This window comes from Micromonospora sp. NPDC002717 (assembly GCF_040295705.1).
GTDB lineage: Bacteria > Actinomycetota > Actinomycetes > Mycobacteriales > Micromonosporaceae > Micromonospora.
This window is the reverse complement of record NZ_JBEOVW010000012.1, coordinates 146,895-164,921: the sequence shown is the minus strand read 5'-3', so window position 1 is coordinate 164,921 and position 18,027 is coordinate 146,895. Positions and strand designations below refer to the sequence as shown.

At 74.3% G+C, this 18,027-nt stretch carries 16 protein-coding genes; 7 read left to right on the top strand and 9 right to left on the bottom strand.

Going from position 1 to position 18,027, the window contains the following annotated elements; genetic code table 11:
* Nucleotides 1–17 precede the first annotated feature (17 nt).
* Complete coding sequence (locus tag ABT006_RS19745) at nt 18–2,054, bottom strand: ligand-binding sensor domain-containing protein (RefSeq protein WP_350708271.1); 2,037 nt, start codon at nt 2,052–2,054, stop codon at nt 18–20.
* A 384-nt stretch (nt 2,055–2,438) separates the two neighbouring features.
* On the opposite strand from ABT006_RS19745, the gene ABT006_RS19740 reads away from it, so the two are divergent.
* Both ABT006_RS19740 and ABT006_RS19735 read left to right on the top strand, forming a co-directional pair.
* The gene (locus ABT006_RS19740; RefSeq protein WP_350708269.1) at nt 2,439–4,010 is read left to right on the top strand and encodes an LLM class flavin-dependent oxidoreductase; all 1,572 of its coding nucleotides are present in this window, start codon (nt 2,439–2,441) and stop codon (nt 4,008–4,010) included.
* Between the two features lie 166 nt (nt 4,011–4,176).
* Entirely contained in the window at nt 4,177–4,605 is a 429-nt protein-coding gene (locus ABT006_RS19735) for an archease (protein ID WP_350708267.1), read from the top strand.
* 9 nt (nt 4,606–4,614) lie between these two features.
* Here ABT006_RS19735 and ABT006_RS19730 read toward each other — a convergent pair whose 3' ends face one another.
* The 7 genes from ABT006_RS19730 to ABT006_RS19700 all read right to left on the bottom strand — a co-directional run bounded on the left by ABT006_RS19730 (nt 4,615) and on the right by ABT006_RS19700 (nt 13,752).
* Nucleotides 4,615–6,033 (bottom strand): RtcB family protein, encoded by a 1,419-nt coding sequence (locus ABT006_RS19730; protein WP_350708266.1) that lies wholly within the window; start codon nt 6,031–6,033, stop codon nt 4,615–4,617.
* Nucleotides 6,034–6,061: 28 nt separating this feature from the next.
* Nucleotides 6,062–6,688, bottom strand: coding sequence for a GNAT family N-acetyltransferase (locus ABT006_RS19725; protein WP_350708368.1), 627 nt, complete (start codon nt 6,686–6,688; stop codon nt 6,062–6,064).
* Nucleotides 6,689–6,787: 99 nt separating this feature from the next.
* Nucleotides 6,788–7,657 carry a carbohydrate ABC transporter permease gene (locus ABT006_RS19720; RefSeq protein ID WP_350708366.1) on the bottom strand — a complete coding sequence of 290 codons (870 nt, stop codon included), beginning with the start codon at nt 7,655–7,657 and terminating at the stop codon, nt 6,788–6,790.
* A 38-nt stretch (nt 7,658–7,695) separates the two neighbouring features.
* On the bottom strand, nt 7,696–8,733 hold the full coding sequence (locus tag ABT006_RS19715; protein WP_350708264.1) for an ABC transporter ATP-binding protein: 1,038 nt from the start codon (nt 8,731–8,733) through the stop codon (nt 7,696–7,698).
* On the bottom strand, nt 8,730–10,052 hold the full coding sequence (locus ABT006_RS19710; protein WP_350708263.1) for an ABC transporter substrate-binding protein: 1,323 nt from the start codon (nt 10,050–10,052) through the stop codon (nt 8,730–8,732). Before ABT006_RS19710 ends, ABT006_RS19715 begins: the two co-directional genes overlap by 4 nt.
* A 26-nt stretch (nt 10,053–10,078) precedes the next feature.
* Nucleotides 10,079–10,933, bottom strand: coding sequence for a carbohydrate ABC transporter permease (locus ABT006_RS19705; protein ID WP_350708261.1), 855 nt, complete (start codon nt 10,931–10,933; stop codon nt 10,079–10,081).
* A gap of 26 nt (nt 10,934–10,959) precedes the next feature.
* Nucleotides 10,960–13,752, bottom strand: coding sequence for a beta propeller repeat protein (locus ABT006_RS19700; protein WP_350708259.1), 2,793 nt, complete (start codon nt 13,750–13,752; stop codon nt 10,960–10,962).
* Nucleotides 13,753–13,887: 135 nt separating this feature from the next.
* Between ABT006_RS19700 and ABT006_RS19695 the strand changes: the two genes are divergently transcribed.
* From ABT006_RS19695 to ABT006_RS19675, 5 genes are all read left to right on the top strand, one after another.
* Nucleotides 13,888–14,028, top strand: a complete 141-nt coding sequence (locus tag ABT006_RS19695; RefSeq protein ID WP_350708257.1) for a hypothetical protein — start codon at nt 13,888–13,890, stop codon at nt 14,026–14,028.
* Between the two features lie 83 nt (nt 14,029–14,111).
* Nucleotides 14,112–15,791 (top strand): serine hydrolase, encoded by a 1,680-nt coding sequence (locus ABT006_RS19690; RefSeq protein ID WP_350708256.1) that lies wholly within the window; start codon nt 14,112–14,114, stop codon nt 15,789–15,791.
* A gap of 151 nt (nt 15,792–15,942) precedes the next feature.
* Nucleotides 15,943–16,845 carry a pentapeptide repeat-containing protein gene (locus ABT006_RS19685; protein WP_350708254.1) on the top strand — a complete coding sequence of 301 codons (903 nt, stop codon included), beginning with the start codon at nt 15,943–15,945 and terminating at the stop codon, nt 16,843–16,845.
* 102 nt (nt 16,846–16,947) lie between these two features.
* Complete coding sequence (locus ABT006_RS19680) at nt 16,948–17,184, top strand: preprotein translocase YidC (RefSeq protein ID WP_350708252.1); 237 nt, start codon at nt 16,948–16,950, stop codon at nt 17,182–17,184.
* 49 nt (nt 17,185–17,233) lie between these two features.
* The gene (locus ABT006_RS19675) at nt 17,234–17,461 is read left to right on the top strand and encodes a hypothetical protein (RefSeq protein ID WP_350684980.1); all 228 of its coding nucleotides are present in this window, start codon (nt 17,234–17,236) and stop codon (nt 17,459–17,461) included.
* 34 nt (nt 17,462–17,495) lie between these two features.
* Here the strand turns inward: ABT006_RS19675 and rnhA are convergent, their stop codons facing one another.
* Nucleotides 17,496–17,975, bottom strand: a complete 480-nt coding sequence (rnhA, locus tag ABT006_RS19670; protein ID WP_350708250.1) for a ribonuclease HI — start codon at nt 17,973–17,975, stop codon at nt 17,496–17,498.
* Nucleotides 17,976–18,027: the final 52 nt, after the last annotated feature.

The following is an 18,027-nucleotide window of genomic DNA, read 5'->3' as shown; positions in this document are numbered from 1 at the left end:
ACCGGCCGCGTCGGGGGTCAGCCCGTCACGGTGATCCGGTGCAGGTGCTCGCCGGCGCCGACGAAGAGCCGCCCGTCCGGGTGCACGGCGAGGAACTCCGCCGGCTGGTCCAGCAGTTGCCGCGTCGCGCCGGTGGCGAGGTCCACCTGGACCAGCAGCCGCCCGCGGACCAGCGCGTACAGCAGGTGGCGGGGTGCGTCGTAGCCGAGCTTGGCGCGGCTGTCGGCGACCCCCGGGGCGAGCTGGACGCGCTGGCTGACCGAGCGGGTGGCCAGGTCGACGGCGAAGAGCTGACCGCCGGCCAGCCCCCACAGCAGGCCGCTCCGGTCCACCGCCAGGGCGGGGATCGCCGTCGCGCCCGGCACCGGGACGAACTGGAACGCCTCGCTGTCGGTGGCGACGTCCCAGCCGAAGAGGCGCGCCTCGGTCTGGGTGGGCGCAGGGACGCTGTACCCGCCGGAGATCGAGGTGCCGCCCACGATCAGGCCGTTGACGTGGGTGAGGCTGACGATCGACTGGTCGGTCACGACCGGCCGGTGCACGCGCGCCGCTCCGGTGGCCTTCTCCACGACGGCCAGCGCCCCGCCGAGGGTGGTGTTGGGCATCGTGCCGTAGGCGACGCTGTCCCCGGCGTCGGTCAGCGCCCGCGCCCGCACCTGGTCGGCGGCCTTCAGGTCGAGCAGCTTCACCGGGTTGTCGGCGCTGCCGGGCAGGCCGGGCGAGTACTCGGGGCTGCTCCACGGCTTCGTCGGGTCGTACCGGTAGAGCCGCGAGTCCGGGTACGCCCCCAGCCACACCTGGCCGCCGCTCTCCAGCACGCTCTCCACCTGGGCGAAACGCTGGAACGTCGACACCCCGGTGTCCGGGTCGACGCGGGCGAGGCCGCCGTTGAGGTAGCCGCCGACCCAGACCGCGCCGGAGGCGCCGACGTGCAGCGCGGCGATCGGGATGGGCTCGCCGGGCACGTCCGTCTGCACCACGTCGGCGCGGCCGGTGACCGGGTTCCAGCGGAACATGTCGCCCCGCCAGAGCAGCCCGACCAGCGTGCGGCCCGGCCAGTCCCGGTCGGCGAGGGTGACCCAGCCGATGCCCCGGTTGTTGACCACCCGACCCGGGAAGACCAGCGGGGTGTCGGTGAACGTCCCGGTGCCCGGGTGGTAGCCGGTGAGCCGGCCGGCGCGGGTGAGGTAGACCAGGCCGCCGGGGCCGGGCGCGGAGACGTCCAGCCCGGCGACGTCGTCGATCAGGTCGGTCCACCGCCCCTGGGCGATGTCGTACACGCCGAGCCGGCCGTTGATGGCGGAGCCGAACCGGGCGTACACCCGCCCGTCGTGGGCGTTCAGGTCGTACACCGTCTGGCCGGTGCCAGCGCCGAGCCCGTCGGGCAGGGGCAGCTCCCGGATCTCGCCGCTGACCTTGTCGATCTCGAAGAGGTGGGCGTCCGGCTGGGTGCCGGCGTAGACCTTGTCGGCGGTGACGGCGAGGCTGCGGACGTACTGCGCGCCGGGGAGGACCTGGCCGTAGTCCCGGGTCGCTCCGGTGGCGGGGTCGTGGGCGAAGACCCGGGCGCCGGGGAAGGTGCCGCCGTACACGACGCCCGCGTCGTCCACGGCGATCCGCCAGATGTACGTCTCCGACGGCAGTGGCCGGCCGAGGTTCTCGACGGGACTGTCCGGGCCGGGCCGGCGGCGGTACAGGTCGCCGGTGCTGTACGCGCCGACGTAGACGGTGCCGTCGGGCGCGGCCGCCACCGCGTACGAGCCGGGTGCGCCGGTGAGTTCCTGGTCGGAGACCGTCCGGCCGGTCGCCGGGTCGATGGCGGCGAGCCGGGCCGGCTCGCCGGAGACGGCGGACCAGAGCACCGGCCTGCCGTCCGGGCCGGGTGCGACGGCCCCGCCGATGAGCAGGACGTCGCGCAGCGGGATGCCGAAGGGGTCGACGGTCACCCCGGCGGCCGGCTCGGCCGACGCGGGCGGCGCGGGCCAGGCGGCGGGGACGGCCGGGGCCACCGCGAGGGCGGCGGCGTAGCGGATCAACGTGCGGCGGTTCGTCATAAGCGCCTGCTCCTCTTCCCGCGACCGCCGGAGGCACCGGCGGTCGAGCCGTAACGGTCGGATCCGGAATTGCAGCGAAGGCACCCGGGCGATCTGACTGCCTCCCCGGAATCCGGGACCGACCCGTCGCGCGACGAGCACACGGCTCGGGGAGGGCACATAACGGTCCGGTCCGTTAAGGACCCTAGGAGGCCTATCCACCGGCGTCAACGCCCCGCCGCGGGGCAGCCCTCCGCCGGGCCACCGGGGCCCCTGCCCGGCCCCCGCCCCGCCCCGCCCCGCCCCGCCCTCGGGATCGTCGGTCGGGGGCGGGCGACGTCCGCGCCCGGCATACCATCTGCCGTGCGGCTCGGCGCAGCCGCGGGACAGGGGGACGAGGCGGACATGGGCGACTACGGGCACCCGTTGACCTTCGGGTCGTTCCTGACACCCGCCAACGCCGACCCAGGCCGGGTGGTGGGCCTCGCCGTGCTGGCCGAGCAGGTCGGGTTCGACCTGGTCACCTTCCAGGACCACCCGTACCAGCCGGCGTTCCTGGACACGTGGACGCTGATGAGCTTCGTGGCGGCCCGGACCCGCACCGTCCGGCTGGCCGCGAACGTGACGAACCTGCCGCTGCGCCCGCCGGCCGTCCTGGCCCGCAGCGTGGCGAGCCTCGACCTGCTCACCGGCGGCCGGATCGAGCTGGGCCTGGGCGCCGGCGCGTTCTGGGAGGCCATCGAGGCCATGGGCGGGCGTCGGCTCTCCGCCGGGCAGGGCGTGCGGGCCCTGGAGGAGGCGATCGAGGTCATCCGTCAGGTCTGGGACGTCGACGCGCGCGGCGGCGTCCGGGTCGACGGCGAGTTCCACCGGGTGGTCGGGGCGAAGCGCGGCCCCGCACCCGCCCACGACGTGGGCATCTGGCTCGGCGCGTACAAGCCGCGCATGCTGGCCCTGACCGGGCGCCGGGCCGACGGGTGGCTGCCGTCGCTGGGTTACCTCCAGCCCGGCGACCTCGCCCGGGGCAACGCCGCCATCGACGAGGCGGCCCGGGAGGCGGGCCGGTCCCCCGGCGACGTCCGCCGGCTGCTCAACGTGACCGGCCGCTTCACCCCGGTCGGCCGCGGCCTGTTGCAGGGCCCGCCCGAGCAGTGGGCGGAGGAACTCGCCGACCTCGCGCTCGGCGACGGGATCAGCACCTTCATCCTCGGCAGCGACGACCCCGAGGACCTGCGGCGCTTCGCCGCCGAGGTCGCCCCCGCCGTACGCGACCTCGTGGCCGCCGAGCGCACCGCCGCCACCGCGCCCGACACGCCGGAACCGGTGCCGGTGACCGCCCCGACGGAGCCGCCGGTCGAACGCCCGCCCGCCGGGACGGGAGCCTTCGCGGTCGTCCCGACGCCCGACGACGGCGTCCGCCGCAGCGCGATCCGGGTCTGGGACGAGACCACCCGGCCGACCGGCCCCGCGCCGGACCCCACCCGCACCTACACCCCGCACGACCAGGCCAGCGCCCAGCACCTCGTCGACGTGCACGACGGGCTGCGGGCGGAACTCGCCCGCCTGTACGACCTCGTCGAGCAGGTGGGCGCCGGGCTGCTCGACGCGGGCACGGCCCGCTCGCACATCAACACCATGACGATCCGGCAGAACAAGTGGACGCTGGGCACCTACTGCGAGTCGTACTGCCGGGTGGTCACCACCCACCACACCCTGGAGGACCGGGGGATCTTCCCGCACCTGCGCGCCGGCGACCCCCGCCTCGCACCGGTCATCGACCGGCTGGAGCAGGAGCACCACGCCATCCACGACGTCCTGGAGCGGGTCGACCGCGCCCTCGTCGCGTTCGTCTCCGTCTCCGACGGGATGGCCGAACTCCGCGCGGCCGTCGACCTGCTCAGCGACACGCTGCTGTCCCACCTCGCCTACGAGGAACGCGAACTCGTCGAGCCCATCGCCCGCCTCGGCCTGCACTGAGCCCGCCCCGGCCTGCGCCGAGCCCGCCCCGGCCTGCGCCGAGCCCGCCCCGGCCTGCGCCGAGCCCGCCCCGGCCTGCGTCGAGCCCGCCCCGGCCTGCGTCGAGCCCGCCCCGGCCTGCGTCGACCGGCCCGCGCGCGGCGGCCCGGTGACGGATGATCGAAGCATGGAGCGACGACCCGAGCGCGGGCACCGCTGCGTGCCGCACACCGCCGACGTCCGCATCGAGGCGTGGGCGCCGACCCGGGAGGAGTGCGTGGCCGAGGCGGTCGCCGCGCAGGTCGGGACGTTCGTCGACCCCGCCGGGGCGGCACCGGGCGGCGAGCGGGAGTTCCGTGCGCCGGCCGGCGACGACGAGGACCTGCTGGTGGCCGTACTCGACGAGGTGATCTTCCGGATGGAGACGGAGGGCGAGCTGCCGCTGCACACCGAGGTGGCCGACGACGGCGCCGGCGGCCTGACGGTGCGCTGGCGCACGGCGGGCACCGACGCCGTCGAGCTGGTCGGCGCGGTGCCGAAGGCCGTCTCCCTGCACGAGCTGCGCTTCGGCCGCGACGGCGGGGGCTGGTCCTGCGCGGTGACCCTCGACGTGTGAGCCGCCGGCTCAGCCCTTCACCACGCCGAGCGGCACCAGCCGGGCCACCTTCCGGCACAGCCCGGCACCCTCGGCCGCCGCCACCACCGCCGAGACGTCCTTGTACGCCGACGGCATCTCCTCGGCCAGGCCACGCCGGGACGCGCCGCGCACCGCGATGTCCTGCGCCTCCAACTGGCCGCGCGGGTCCTGGCCGCGCTCGGCCTTCACGGCCTGCTTGCGGCTCTGCACCCGCCCGGCCCCGTGGCAGGTGGAGGCGAACGCCGGCGCCCCCGGCACGCCGGTGAGCACGAACGAGCCGGTGCCCATCGAGCCGGGGATCAGCACCGGCTGGCCGACGTCGCGCAGGTCGTCGGGCAGGTCGGCGTGCCCCGGGGGCAGCGCGCGCGTGGCGCCCTTACGGTGCACGCAGAGCGCGCGCCGCTCGCCGTCGACGTCGTGGTCCTCGATCTTGGCGAGGTTGTGCGAGATGTCGTAGACCAGGTCCAGCCGGCTGCCGGTCACCCGGGCGAAGACCTTCCGGGCGGCATCGGCCAGCAGTTGCCGGTTCGCGCGGGCGTAGTTGGCGGCGGCGGCCATCGCGCCCAGGTAGGCGCGGCCCTCGTGGGAGGAGACCGGGGCGCAGGCGAGCTGCCGGTCCGGCACGTGGATGTTGTGCCGGGCCATCACCTTCTCCATCGCGCGGACGTAGTCGGTGCAGATCTGGTGGCCCAGCCCCCGCGACCCGCAGTGGATCATCACGCAGACCTGGCCGCGGCGCAGCCCGAAGGCGGTGGCGGCGGTGTCGTCGTACACCTCCTCGACGGCCTGCACCTCGAGGAAGTGGTTGCCGGAGCCGAGGCTGCCGACCTGGCGCGCGCCGCGCTCGATCGCCCGCTCGCTGACCTCGGCCGGATTGGCGTCGCCGACGGCGCCGTAGTCCTCGCAGCGGTGCAGGTCCCGCTCGACGCCGAAGCCGCGCTCGACCGCGTACCGGGAGCCGCCGCGCAGCACCGCGTCGAGTTCCTGACGCGAGGACAGGTGCCACACCGCACCCTTGCCCATCCCGCGCGGGGTGGCCTCACCCAGCCCGTCCATCAGCGCGTCGAGCCGGGGCCGCAGCCCGTCGCGGTCCAGGTCGGCGGCGAGCAGCCGGACCCCGCAGGAGATGTCGAAGCCCACCCCGCCGGGCGAGACCACGCCGCCGTGCGCGACGTCGGTGGCGGCCACCCCGCCGATCGGGAACCCGTAGCCCCAGTGCACGTCCGGCATGGCGTACGAGGCGTCGACGATGCCGGGCAGCGTGGCGACGTTCGCGACCTGCTCCAGCGACTTGTCCGCCCCGGCGTCGGGCAGCAACGACCGGGACGCGAACACCACTCCCGGCACCCGCATCGGGTCGTGCCGATCGATCCGGAAACGGTACGGCGACTCCTCGACCAGCTCCATTCCCGGCGGCTACCCGGGCGAGCGCCCCTTACACCCGCGTCCCGGTGTCGGCCCGCCCGGCCGGCCGGCGCATCGCCCACACACGGGGACCGCCGTCAGGCACCTCGACCTGCCCGGTCACGGCGAAACCGAGCCGCTGGTAGAACCGCACGTTCGGCTCCGACGAGGTCTCCAGCACCGCCGGCAGGCCGGCACGGTCGGCCTCGGCCAGGCCCGGCCGCAGCACCCGGGCACCCAGCCCCCGGCCCTGGTCGACCCGACGCACGCCGACGGTGGCGAGCAGGAACGCCGGCTCGGCCGACCGCAGCGAGGCACAGGCCGCGTCGGCGGCGCGCAGCGCCGCGTGCCGATCGCCGGCCAGCTCGGCGTTGCGCGCCGCGACGCCGGCCCAGACCTCGTCCGGCACCGGCCGGTCCGGGCGCAGCCAGACTGCCACCGCCGCGGGCCGGCCGGCGGGGTCCACCGCCGCCCAGACGTCGCCGTACGGCAGCCCGACCGCGTCGACGGTGCCGGCGAACATCGCCTCCAGCCGCTCCCGGTGCCGGTCGGCCGCCACCGTCCAGGCCATCCAGGGGTACCCGTCGAAGGCGTCGGCGAGCACGGCAGCCGCCTCGGCGGTCGACTCCGGCCCGATCCGGCGTACCTCGAACTCCATGCCGACCTCCTCGCGCACCGCCAACCGGTCGGCGCAGTGCGCGATCATGTCACGGCGTCCGGGGCCGGCGCCCGGGATTTTCGGGCCCGCGCCGGGTCCTCAGAGGCGGTAGAACGCGCGGTAGCGGCGGATGAGCCGCCACTGCACCAGCACCGCCGCCACGGTCAGCAGCATCATCACCAGGGTCGCGGCGGCCGCGTAGCCGTAGCGCAGGTACTCGAAGCCGGTGCGGTAGACGAACAGCGACAGGTAGGTGGTGGCATAAGGGGGCGGGCCGCCGTCGGTGACCACGAACGCCGGCACGAACGTGAAGTGCAGACTCTGGATGGCGTCGCGCACCGCCAGCAGCCCGAGCACCGGCGCCATCAGCGGCAGGGTGACCCGGCGGAACACGTCCCAGCCGGTGGCGTCCTCGATCGCGGCCATCTCGTAGACGTCGCGGGGCAGCGCGCGGCGGGCGGCCAGCAGCACCACGAACGTCTCCCCCATGGTGAACAGGCTCATCAGGATGATCGCGGCCCGGGCGTCGGTCGGGTCGGTGAGCCACTGCGGCGGGGTGCGGCCCAGCGCGGTCAGGCCGTTCTCCCCGCCGGTGCGCAGGAGCTGGTTGATCGGGCCGTAGAGCGGGTTGAGCAGCCACAGCCAGAGCAGCCCGTAGGCGATCTCGGGCACCGCCGTCGGCAGCACCGCCGCCGTGCGGGCGGGACCGACCCCGAGCGCCCGGCGGTGCAGCAGCAGCGCCAGGCCGAGCGCGAAGAGCACCCGCAGCGGTACGGCCACCAGCGCGAAGACCAGCGAGTTGGTCAGCGCCACCCGGAACACCGGATCGTCGACCAGCGCGGTGAGGTTGGCCAGCCCCACCCAGCGTGGCGGGCGCAGCAGGTCGTACTCGGTGAAGGCCAGCGCCAGGGTGACCGCCGCGGGCAGCAGCACCAGCCCGACCAGGCCCACCAGGTACGGCGCCAGCATCAGCGCCAACTGCCGGCGGGAGCGGCGGTCCGTGGTCGTCACGGGGCGTACCGGCGGCCGGAGTCGGCGTGGAAGACGTGCACGTCGGCCCAGCGCACGCCGACGCGTACCGCCGCGCCGCGCTCGGGCCGGCGGGGCGCGGGCACCCGGGCGACGACCCGGTGCCCGCCGGCGAGGGTCAGGTACGCGTACGCGTCCTCGCCGACCACCTCGACCCGGTCGACGGTGGCGTCCGCTCCGTCGGCGGCGTCGAGGGTGACCGCCTCGGGCCGGAAGCCGATCTCCAGCTCCTCGGCGGCCGGGACGGGCGCGCTGCCCGACGGCACGAGCGCCCCCGCGGCCGGGAGCAGGTTCATCGCCGGGGAGCCGACGAAGCGGGCGACGAAGCTGCTGGCCGGGGTGTGCCAGATCTCGTCGGGCGTGCCGACCTGCTCGATCCGCCCGTCGCGCAGCACGGCGATCCGGTCGGCGAGCACCAGGGCCTCGGTCTGGTCGTGGGTGACGTGGACCATGGTGGCGCCCAGCCGGTCGTGCAGGGCGCGCAGCTCGGCGCGCATCTCCACCCGCAGCGCCAGGTCGAGGTTGGACAGCGGCTCGTCGAGCAGGAACACGTCGGGCTCGCGGACCAGTGCCCGGGCCAGCGCCACCCGCTGCCGCTCCCCGCCGGAGAGCTGCCCGGGCCGCCGGTCCAGCAGAGCGGCGCAGCCGACGGTCTCGGCGGCCGCGCGGGCCCGGTCCCGGGCGACCGCGCGGGGGGTGTCGCGCACCTCGAGGCCGAAGGCGATGTTCTCGGCGACGGTCAGGTGGGGGAAGAGCGCGTACGACTGGAACACCATCGACACGTTGCGCCGGCCGGGACGGTCGGCGGTGACGTCCCGGCCGGCGATGCGGACCCGGCCGGCGGTGACCGGTTCCAGGCCGGCGACCACCCGCAGCACGGTCGACTTGCCGGCCCCCGACGGGCCGAGCACCACCAGCAGTTCCCCCCGGGCGACGGTCAGGTCCACCTCGTGCAGCACCGTCGAGCCGCGGTAGGCGGCGGAGACGCCTGCCAGGGCGAGGCCGGGGTCGCTCACCCGTGCTCGCCGCGGGCGAACAGGGGGCGGGTCTGCTGGTCGAGGTCGCGGATCACGTCGTCGAGCCGGTCGCCCCGGTGCATGGCGTTCTCCAGGATGCCGTACGTCACGTCCTCGATCTCGGGCCAGGTGGAGACGGTGGGCAGCGCCCGGACGGTGGGGATGGCGTCGAGGAAGACCTTCGCGCTGCGCGGCGGCTGGGCCGGGCCGAGGAACGCCGGCGACTGCGACACCCCGATGTGGGACGGTACGGTGCGGCCGGTGGCGGCGATGATGCGCTGGCCCTCCTCGGCGATGGCGAACTCCAGGAACCGCCACGCGGCGTCCTTGCGCTTCGCGCCCCGGGTCATGCAGTACGCGTCCGAGTGCAGCACCCCGACCTGCTCCTTGTAGACGGGCAGCGGGGCGACGTCCCACTCGAAGCCGGTGATGGAGCGGAACGTGGTGGTGGAGCGGCGGGAGCTCATCAGCATGGCGAGCCGGCCGTTGGCGAACCGCGACTCGTCGTCCTCGGCCTCCACCTCCTCGTCGGTGGGCACCACCCCGTACGCCAGCCGCAGGTCGACCAGGTTCTTCAGCGCCTCCCGGGCGGGCGGGGTGTCCAGGGTCAGGCGCGTCGGCCTCGCCGGGTCGTCGACGAGCTGGCCGCCGTTGGACCAGACGAACGGGGCGAGCCGGATGATCGACGGCTCGACGCCGAGGCCGTGCACGGCGGGCCGCAGCGCCGCGCCCTCGCTCTCGGTGGCCTTGACGACCACGCCGCGGGAGTCGCGGGTCATCGCGGACGCGGTGGTGAGCAGGTCGTTCCAGGTCCAGCCGGCCTTCGGCTCGGGCACGCCGTACTTCGCGAAGAGGGTGCGGTTGTAGTAGACGGCGAGGCTGGAGACGTTCTGCGGCAGGCAGAGCTGCCGGCCCTTCCACCGGAACGCGTTCCACGCCACGGGGTAGTAGTCGGCCGGGTCGACGGCGTCGGAGGCGGCGAGCCGGTCGTCCAGCGGTTCGATGACGTCCTTGGCGGCGAACTGGCCGTAGAAGCGGTAGTTCATCAGGAACAGGTCCGGCGGGGCGCCGCCGGCCACCGAGGTGGCCAGCCGGGCCAGCAGGTCCTTGCGGTCGCTGGCCTCGACGAGCTGCACGTCGGCCCCGGGACGCGCCTTCTCGTACGCCTCGACGAGGGTGCGGTAGGCGGCGAGTTCCTCCGGCGCGCCGAAGACCAGCAGCCGCACCGGGCCGTCGTCGGACGACCCGGAGCCGGAACCGCAGCCGGAGGCGGCCAGCACGGCGGCGAGCAGCAGGGCGAGCAGCGCCTTCGGTCTCATCGTCGGTTCTCTCTCCGGTCGCATCGTCAGTCTCGTCCCGTCGGGTCGTCGTGGTGGAGGAAGCGCCGCTGGGCGAGCACGAAGACGGCCAGGGCCGGCACCGTGGCCAGCACCGCGCCGGCCAGGAACACCGGGAAGTTCGTCGGGTCCAGCACCGACAGGGAGCGCAGTGCCAGCGGCAGGGTGAACAGGTCGCGGTCGTAGACGTAGACCAGCGGGTCGAGGAAGTTCGACCAGGTGAGCACGAAGGTGAGCGCGGTGAGGCCGGCGGTGACCGGGCGGACCAGCGGGAGGGCGACCCGCCACCAGGTGCGCATCGGCGAGAGGTCCTCCACCAGGCAGGCGTCGTAGAGGTCCGCCGGCAGCGCCCGGAAGGCCAGGTAGTAGACCAGGACGTAGAGCGGCGAGGTGCCCAGCAACGCCGGGGCGATCAACGGCACCAGGGTATCGGTCAGGCCGAGCATCCGGAAGATCGCGAAGCGGGGCACCAGCAGCGCCGTGGCCGGCACCATCAGCGCGACCAGGGAGGCCGCCACGACGACGCCGGTGGTGCGCGGGGCGAGCCGGGCCAGCGCGAAGCCGGCCAGCGCGGCGACGAGCACGCTCAGCGGCACCGCGACGACCGCGACCAGGACCGAGTTGAGCGAGGCCCGCAGCAGCCCGCCCCACTCGACGGCCTGCTGGTAGCCGACGGTGGAGACCGGCTCCGGCACCAGCCGCGGCGTGGGCGGCGGGGGCAGGCCGGGCTCGGTGAGCGAGCCGGAGACCAGCAGCAGCAGCGGCGGGACGAAGACGAGCAGGACGAACGCCGCGCCGAGGGTGCGCCAGGCCCGGCCGGCCGCCTCGGGCAGCGGTGAGGGGCCGCTCGCGCGGCCCCTCACCCTGTCGTTGCCGATGGTCGACTTCCTCAGAGCGCGAGCTGCCAGGCGCCCAGGCCGTGCGAGGCGGCGTAGAGCACCCGCTTGCCGGGCACGACGGTCAGCCCGGCGACCTCGACGTTCGGCATGCCGCGGGCCGCCTTCACCCAGGTCGTGCTGCCCCTGGCCAGCCGCAGGACACCGAAGTCGGTGGCCGCGTAGAGGTCGCCGGTGACGTCGTCGCGGACCAGGTCGGTGATCGGCTGGTCGCCGAAGTCGTACGACCGGTCGGCCCAGGTCGCGCCGGCGCCGGCCAGTTTCACCTCGAACGCGTGGCCGAGGGTGGCCGGGGTGTTCGAGTTGAAGCCGCTGTAGGAGATCCATGCCCGGGCCGGGTCGGCCGGGTCGACGTGGATGCTGGTGACGAAGCGGTTGGGCGTGGCGGCGGTGTCGATCCGCGTCCAGGTGACCGCGGAGGCCGGCTCGGCGTCGACGTTGCGGGACACGAACACCCGCCCGGTGCTGGTGGCCGCGTACGCGGTGGACGAGTCGGTGGCGACCCGCTCGACCACCGAGACGGCGCCGCCGGCCCGGTCGCCCCACGCGGCGTCGGTCAGGTTGACCGTGCCCAGCGGCGCGAAGTCGCCGCACTGCGCCTCGAAGGTGCCGGTCCAGGTGTTGCAGATCCGGTCGGCCTCCGCCAGGCTCCGGTCGCCCAGGCCGAACGTCTTGGTCCGGTAGACGGTGCGGGAGGTGCCGGCGAACATCGTGCCGCTGACCTTCGGGTCGCTGATCACCGGGGCGTAGAACAGGGTGCCCGGGTGCCCGAAGATCGGGTCGGAGATCGAGATCCAGCCGCCCACGTCCCCGTTGTCGAAGTTCACCTCGGGCGAGGCGTCGTAGAAGGTGTGGAAGCGGAACTCCGGCTTGCCGACGTCGAAGCCCGACGCGCCGCCGTCACCGATCATCGTGTTGACCCAGCGGTTGCGCTGGCCCTTGTTCTCCCAGGTGCCGTTGTCCTGGGTGCCGCCCTGCAGCAGCGTGTGGTCGTGCGGGCTGGCCGACAGGCTGATGAACTGCAGCGTGTTCATGCCCTTGTTGATGCCGTCCAGCTTCGACGGGATCCGCGACAGCATCTGCTTGCAGCGGTCCTTCTGCGCCTGCGTGGCCAGGTTGCGGTCCGGGTTGTCGCACCAGGCCGACCGGTCCACGAACTGGCCGCTGGAGCGCATCACGCCGCCGTCGTTGGCCTCGAAGAACTGGTACGGGTTGCGCGGGTTGGTGACCAGCGCGTGCTGGTCGGGGTGCAGGCCGTTGGGGTGCAGTTCGTCGGTGCCGTCGTAGGTCATGTCGGTGCCGCTGACCCCCGCGTCGGTGGACAGCACCACCGCCCGCTTGTGGGCGACGGTCTCGCCGTAGACGTAGGCGCCGCCGGTGTAGACGATGTCCGGATGCCCGGCCGGGGTGTGCACGAAGACGTCGTACCAGCACTGGCCGGTGCACTGGTTGTAGGTCGCGAAGCCCGGGTCGGCCGGGTTGGCGCTGGTCAGGTCGGTGAACGCGGGGGCGCCGCCGGCCACGTCGTCGCTGCGGAACAGCCGCGAGTACGGGTTGCCGATGTTGCCCTCGTAGACGTACATCCGGGTCTTGCCGTTCGGCAGGGCGGTCACGTCGATCGCGGCCCGGGTCTGGAAGACGGCCGGGTTCAGCGACGGCTTGATCTGCGTCCAGGTGGCGCCGGCGTCCGCCGAGCGCCACACGCCCCGGGCGTACGAGGAGGCGTAGACGACGTTCGCGTCGCGCGGGTCGAGCTTGACGTAGCGCACCCCGCGCGGCGAGCAGGCGGCGGTGTTGTTGTACTCCGCGGCGTTGCCGGTGCACTGGGTGGCGTCGGCCGAGCCGTTGTGGATGAACCTCCAGCTCGCGCCGCCGTCGGTGGACTTGTAGAGGCCCCACTTCTCGGCGTCGGGCACCGGCCGCGTGACGCCGGTGCAGCAGGAGCCGGACATGCCCCGCAGCGCCGTGGTGGTGGCGACGTAGAGGGTCCTCGGGTCGCCGGGCTTGATCGTGATCTCGCCGATCCCCTTGCCGGCCAGGGCGTCCTTGCCCAGCGGGCCCTTCCAGGTGACCCCGCCGTTGGTGGACTTGTAGAGGCCGACGCCGGCGACGCAGCCGGAGGCGCAGGTGTTCGCCTCGCCCGTGCCGACGTAGATGGTCAGGCCGGTCCTGTCGTTACGGTCGATCTTGACCGAGCCGGCGGCGTTGATGCCGAGCGGCCCGCCCAGGTAGAACCACTTCGGCTCGGGCGCGAGGACGTTCAGGGTGCCCCAGACGCCGCCGCCGGCCGGCGTGACGTACGCCCGGCAGAGCAGGGCGCTGCAGTCCGGCGCGATGTCGATCGAGGTGACCCGGCCGCCCGCGACGTACGCGTTCGGCACGTAGTTGCCGGCGTTGCGGAACTCGGTGAACGGGTAGAGGGCCTCGTTCGGGCCGACGTTGACCCAGCCCCGGCTGCCGCCGGCGCGCCCCTCCGCGGCCGAGTACGCCGCCTTCGACCGGTCCATCTGGGCGATGCTGATCGTGTTGGCCGGGTACGCGCGCTCCAGGAACTCCTGCTGCGCGGCGTTGCCCGGGCCGTCCGGCGACATGCCGTCGTTGCCCGGCACGGCCTGGCGCAGCCGTTCCATGTGGGCGCCGAGCGCGCCGGGCATCTCCCCGTCGCCGGACGCGGCGGCGGGAGCCGGCACCTGGGCGCCGGCGAAGTGGATTCCGACGAGACCGGTCGATGCCACCAGGGCACCGACCGCCAGTCCCACGAGCAGGTGGCGACGTCTGCGCTTCACGAGGGTCCCTCCGGCGGATAGGGGCCGCCGCACGGTCCTCCGGATTGGCGACCGTCGCTGGCAGCGTCCACGGTGGAGGATGGCAGAGCGCATCGACGTGGGCAATCCCCCGCATGGACCGGGATCATCGTATGGTTGTCCGTGGTGGCGCTGCTCGCCTCGCCCGCCGCCGCGTACGTCACCGGCGCGTCCTGGCCCGTCGACGGCGGCATGTTGCTGATGGGACCGCAGGCCAACGCGCTCACCTCCCACGACTGGCGGTCGGTGCGAAAGTGACGTGACGGCCGTCGACCGGACTGTCCAATCCCGAATCCTCTTGTAGGGTCTCCCGAGCTAGATCAACTACACGGGGAGATGTCGTGCGGGCAGTCAGCAGGAGGACGTTCGGAAAGCTCGTCGGCGCGGCCGGCGCCGGTGCCGCCGGTGCCGGCACACTGCTCCACGGGCCGGCGCGGGCGGCGGACGGGTGGGTCGCCACCGGCACCGCGGTTGCTGGGCTGAGCAGCTTCGACGACGCCATGAAGTCGTTCATGCAGGCGCGCGGTGTCAGCGCCGGGCAGCTCGCGGTGGCGTACAACGGCCGGCTCGTGCTGGCCCGGGGCTACGGCAACAACTCGGCGGAGACGATCCAGCCGACGTCACTGTTCCGCATCGCGAGCCTCAGCAAGTCGCTCACCGCGGCGGCGGTGCTCCGACTGGCGCAGGACGGCCTGGTCGGCCTCGACGACCCGGTGACCTCGGTGCTGGACTTCATCCCGCCGACCGGGCAGTCCGTCGACCCGAGGCTGCCGCAGGTGACCCTGCGGCGGCTGCTGCAGCACCTCGGCGGCTGGGACCGGGACCTCACCTTCGATCCCCTGCACGGCCGGGACCACGTCATCGCGCAGGCGCTGGGCGTGCCGCTGGAGCTGCGCAAGGAGGACGTCCTGCGCTACATGGCCGGCCAGCCGCTGCAACACAACCCGGGCAGCACCGTGGCGTACAGCAACTACGGCTACTTCCTCGCCGGCCGCGTCGTCGAGAAGGTCACCGGCCTGTCCTACGAGGCGTACGTCAAGCAGAAGCTCCTCGCGCCGTTGGGCATCACTCGGATGGCGCACGGGAAGGCCCTGACGCGGTTCGCCGGCGAGGTCAGCTACCGGTCGCAGTACACCGGGCGCACCGTGCTGGACGACTCGGGCACCATCGTGCCGGCCCCGTACGGCACCTTCAGCATGAGCCTGCGCGACGCCAACGGCGGGTGGGTCGCCTCGGCGGTGGACATGGTCCGCTGGGCCACCATGCTCGACGGGGCCGGTGGCGTGCTCGACGGCGCCTCGCTGGCCAAGGTCACCGCGGTGCCTTCGACCGGCGTGAACGGCAACGGCTGGTACTACGGCCTCGGCTGGGCCGTGCGCCCCTTCGCCACCAGCGGCGGGACGAAGTACAACATCTGGCACACCGGCAGCCTGGCCGGCACCTACACCCTGCTGGTCAAGAGCTACCAGGGCATGAGCTGGGCGGCGCTGTTCAACCAGCGCGACGATCCCTCCGGCCTCAACTACGGCGACATCGACGGCGCGCTGTGGGCCGCCTCCCGCCAGGTGACCAGCTGGCCGACGCACAACCTCTGGTCGACGTACTTCAGCCCGTGGAGCACGGTGGTGGACAACACCACGGCCGGGCGCTTCACCGCCAGCAGCAACTGGGCCGTCTCGTCCAGCCTCACCGGCCGGTACGGCACCAGCTACCGTCGGGCCGTCCCGGTCGCCGCCAGCGACGTCGCCTGGTACAAGGTCGACGTCCCCGAGACCGGTACCTACCGGGTCGACGTCTGGTACCCGGCGTCCACCGGCAACAGCGCCGCCACCCCCTACATCGTGGCCACCTCGACGGGCAACAAGACGGTGCACGTCGACCAGCGGAGCAACGGCGGGAAGTGGTCCTCGCTGGGCACCTTCACCCTCGCCCGGGGCGACGGCAACAAGGTGGGTGTGAGCCGGTGGACCTCGGGCACCGGCTACGTGGTCGCGGACGCCGTACGCGTCACCCGGGTCTGAGCGTTTCGTGGCGGGGCGGGCGGGGCCCGACGCGCGCTCTGCGCTGGTGGCCCGGCCCGCCGGGCGGGCCACCAGCGCCGCGCGGGACAATGGGAGGTCCGCCCGCGTCCCGGCGAGCGGAAGGGTCACGATCGGCAGGAGAACGGTCAGCGTGTCGGAAACACCCCGGTCGTCATCGTCGGCGGCGGACGACCTGCGCGCGGACTGCGCCCGGTGCTTCGGGCTCTGCTGCGTCGCGCCGGCCTTCTCCGCGTCGGCCGACTTCGCCGTCGACAAGCCGGCCGGGCGCCCCTGCCCGAACCTGGGGTCCGACTCGCGCTGCGGCATCCACGCCGACCTGCGCGAGCGGGGCTTCCCCGGCTGCACGGTTTTCGACTGCTTCGGCGCGGGGCAGCGGGTGGCCCAGCACACCTTCGGCGGGCGGGACTGGCACGACGCGCCGGAGACCGCGGCGAGCATGTTCGACACGTTCGCGGTGATGCGGCCCCTGCACGAGCTGCTCTGGTACCTGACCGAGGCGCTCGCGCTGCGCCCGCCGCAGCCGCTGCGCGACGAGCTGGCCGGGGCGCTCGCCGAGACCGAGCGGCTGACCCGGGAGCCCCCGGAGACGCTGCGGGCGCTCGACGTGGACGCGTACCGGGGGCGGGTCAACCCGCTGCTGTCCCGCGCCGGGGACGCGGCCCGGGCACGGGGCGGCCGGGCCGGCGCGGACCGGCGGGGCGCCCAGCTGTTCGGCGTCGACCTGCGCCGGGCCGACCTGCGCCGGGCGAACCTGCGCGGGGCGCTGCTGATCGGGGCGGACCTGCGCGGCGTCGACCTCGGCCTGGCCGACCTGACGGGCGCCGACCTGCGCGGGGCGGACCTGCGCGGCGCGGACCTGTCCGGCAGCCTGTTCCTGCACCAGTCGCAGCTCGACGCCGCCCGGGGCGACCAGCACACCGCGCTGCCACCCGGCCGGACGCGCCCCGGGCACTGGTCGCCGCTGGCGCTCACCCCGGTACGCCGCGCACCGCGCTCCCCCGGGCGGCCCGGCCGTCCCACCCGGCGGCGCTGACCCCGCTCCCGCCCACCGCCCGGTGCCGCTGCGGGACGACGTTTCACCCCGTCGCCGCCGGGTAGCCGGGGCCGGAACGGCACCGGCGACGGGGAGGCAGCGGTGGGGTATCGGGCACGCGACGGCGAGCTGCCGGTCGACCCGGCGCACGCCGAGGACGAGGCCGGCCAGCGCCGGCTGGTCCAGGTGGAGGCGGACACCGACGTCCCGGCGCCGGACGACACGACGGCGAAGCCCGACCTGGTCACCGAGGACGACGGGTCCGGCGTGGCGGGCGGCGCGTCGGGCAGCTCCAGCGGCGGATCCGGCATGCCGGGTCACCCGGACGCGGCGCGTTGAGCCCGGGACCGGGCGTTTGCGATCACCTCACGGGGGCAGGAGTGCGGGCATGACCGAACAGAACCGTACCGACCGGGCCGCCACCGACGAGCCGGACGGCGCGACCGCCATGCAGGCGTCGCTGCGGCCGCCGGGTGAGTCCCTGAGCAGCACCGACGACACCGGCGACGACTTCGCGGACCTGCCGGCCGAGGACCGGCGCTCGGCCCGGGAGGTCAGCCGCGCAGGCTACGACGTGGCGGACGTCTCCGGCACCGTCGACCCGAACCGCGAGTAGTCGCCAACGCCGGCCGGCCGCCGGGGTGACCGGGTCAGCGGCCGACCGGGACCGCGGTGGCGCGGGCCTCGGTCATGCCGCGGTTGGCCAGCGCGTCGGCGCGCTCGTTCTCCGGGTGGCCGTTGTGCCCCTTCACCCACAGCCAGGTGACCCGGTGCCGGGCGCACGCGGCCTCCAGCCGCTGCCACAGGTCGGCGTTCTTGACCGGCTGCTTCGCGGCGGTCCGCCAGCCGTTGCGCTTCCACGAGGCGAGCCAGCTGGTGATGCCGTTGCGCACGTACGTGCTGTCGGTGTGCAGCTCGACGGTGACCGGCCGGGTCAGGCTCTCCAGGGCCTGGATGGCGGCCATCAGCTCCATCCGGTTGTTGGTGGTCGGGGTCGCCTCGCCGCCGCAGAGCTCCCGCTCGTGCGCGCCGTAGCGCAGCACCACGCCCCACCCTCCGGGGCCGGGGTTGCCGCTGCACGCCCCGTCGGTCCAGATCTGCACGACCCTGCCGGTCGTCTCGTCCGCCATGTCGGCAACCTACCGAATCCCGACCGGCTCTCCCGCCGTCGGGGCAGCCGAC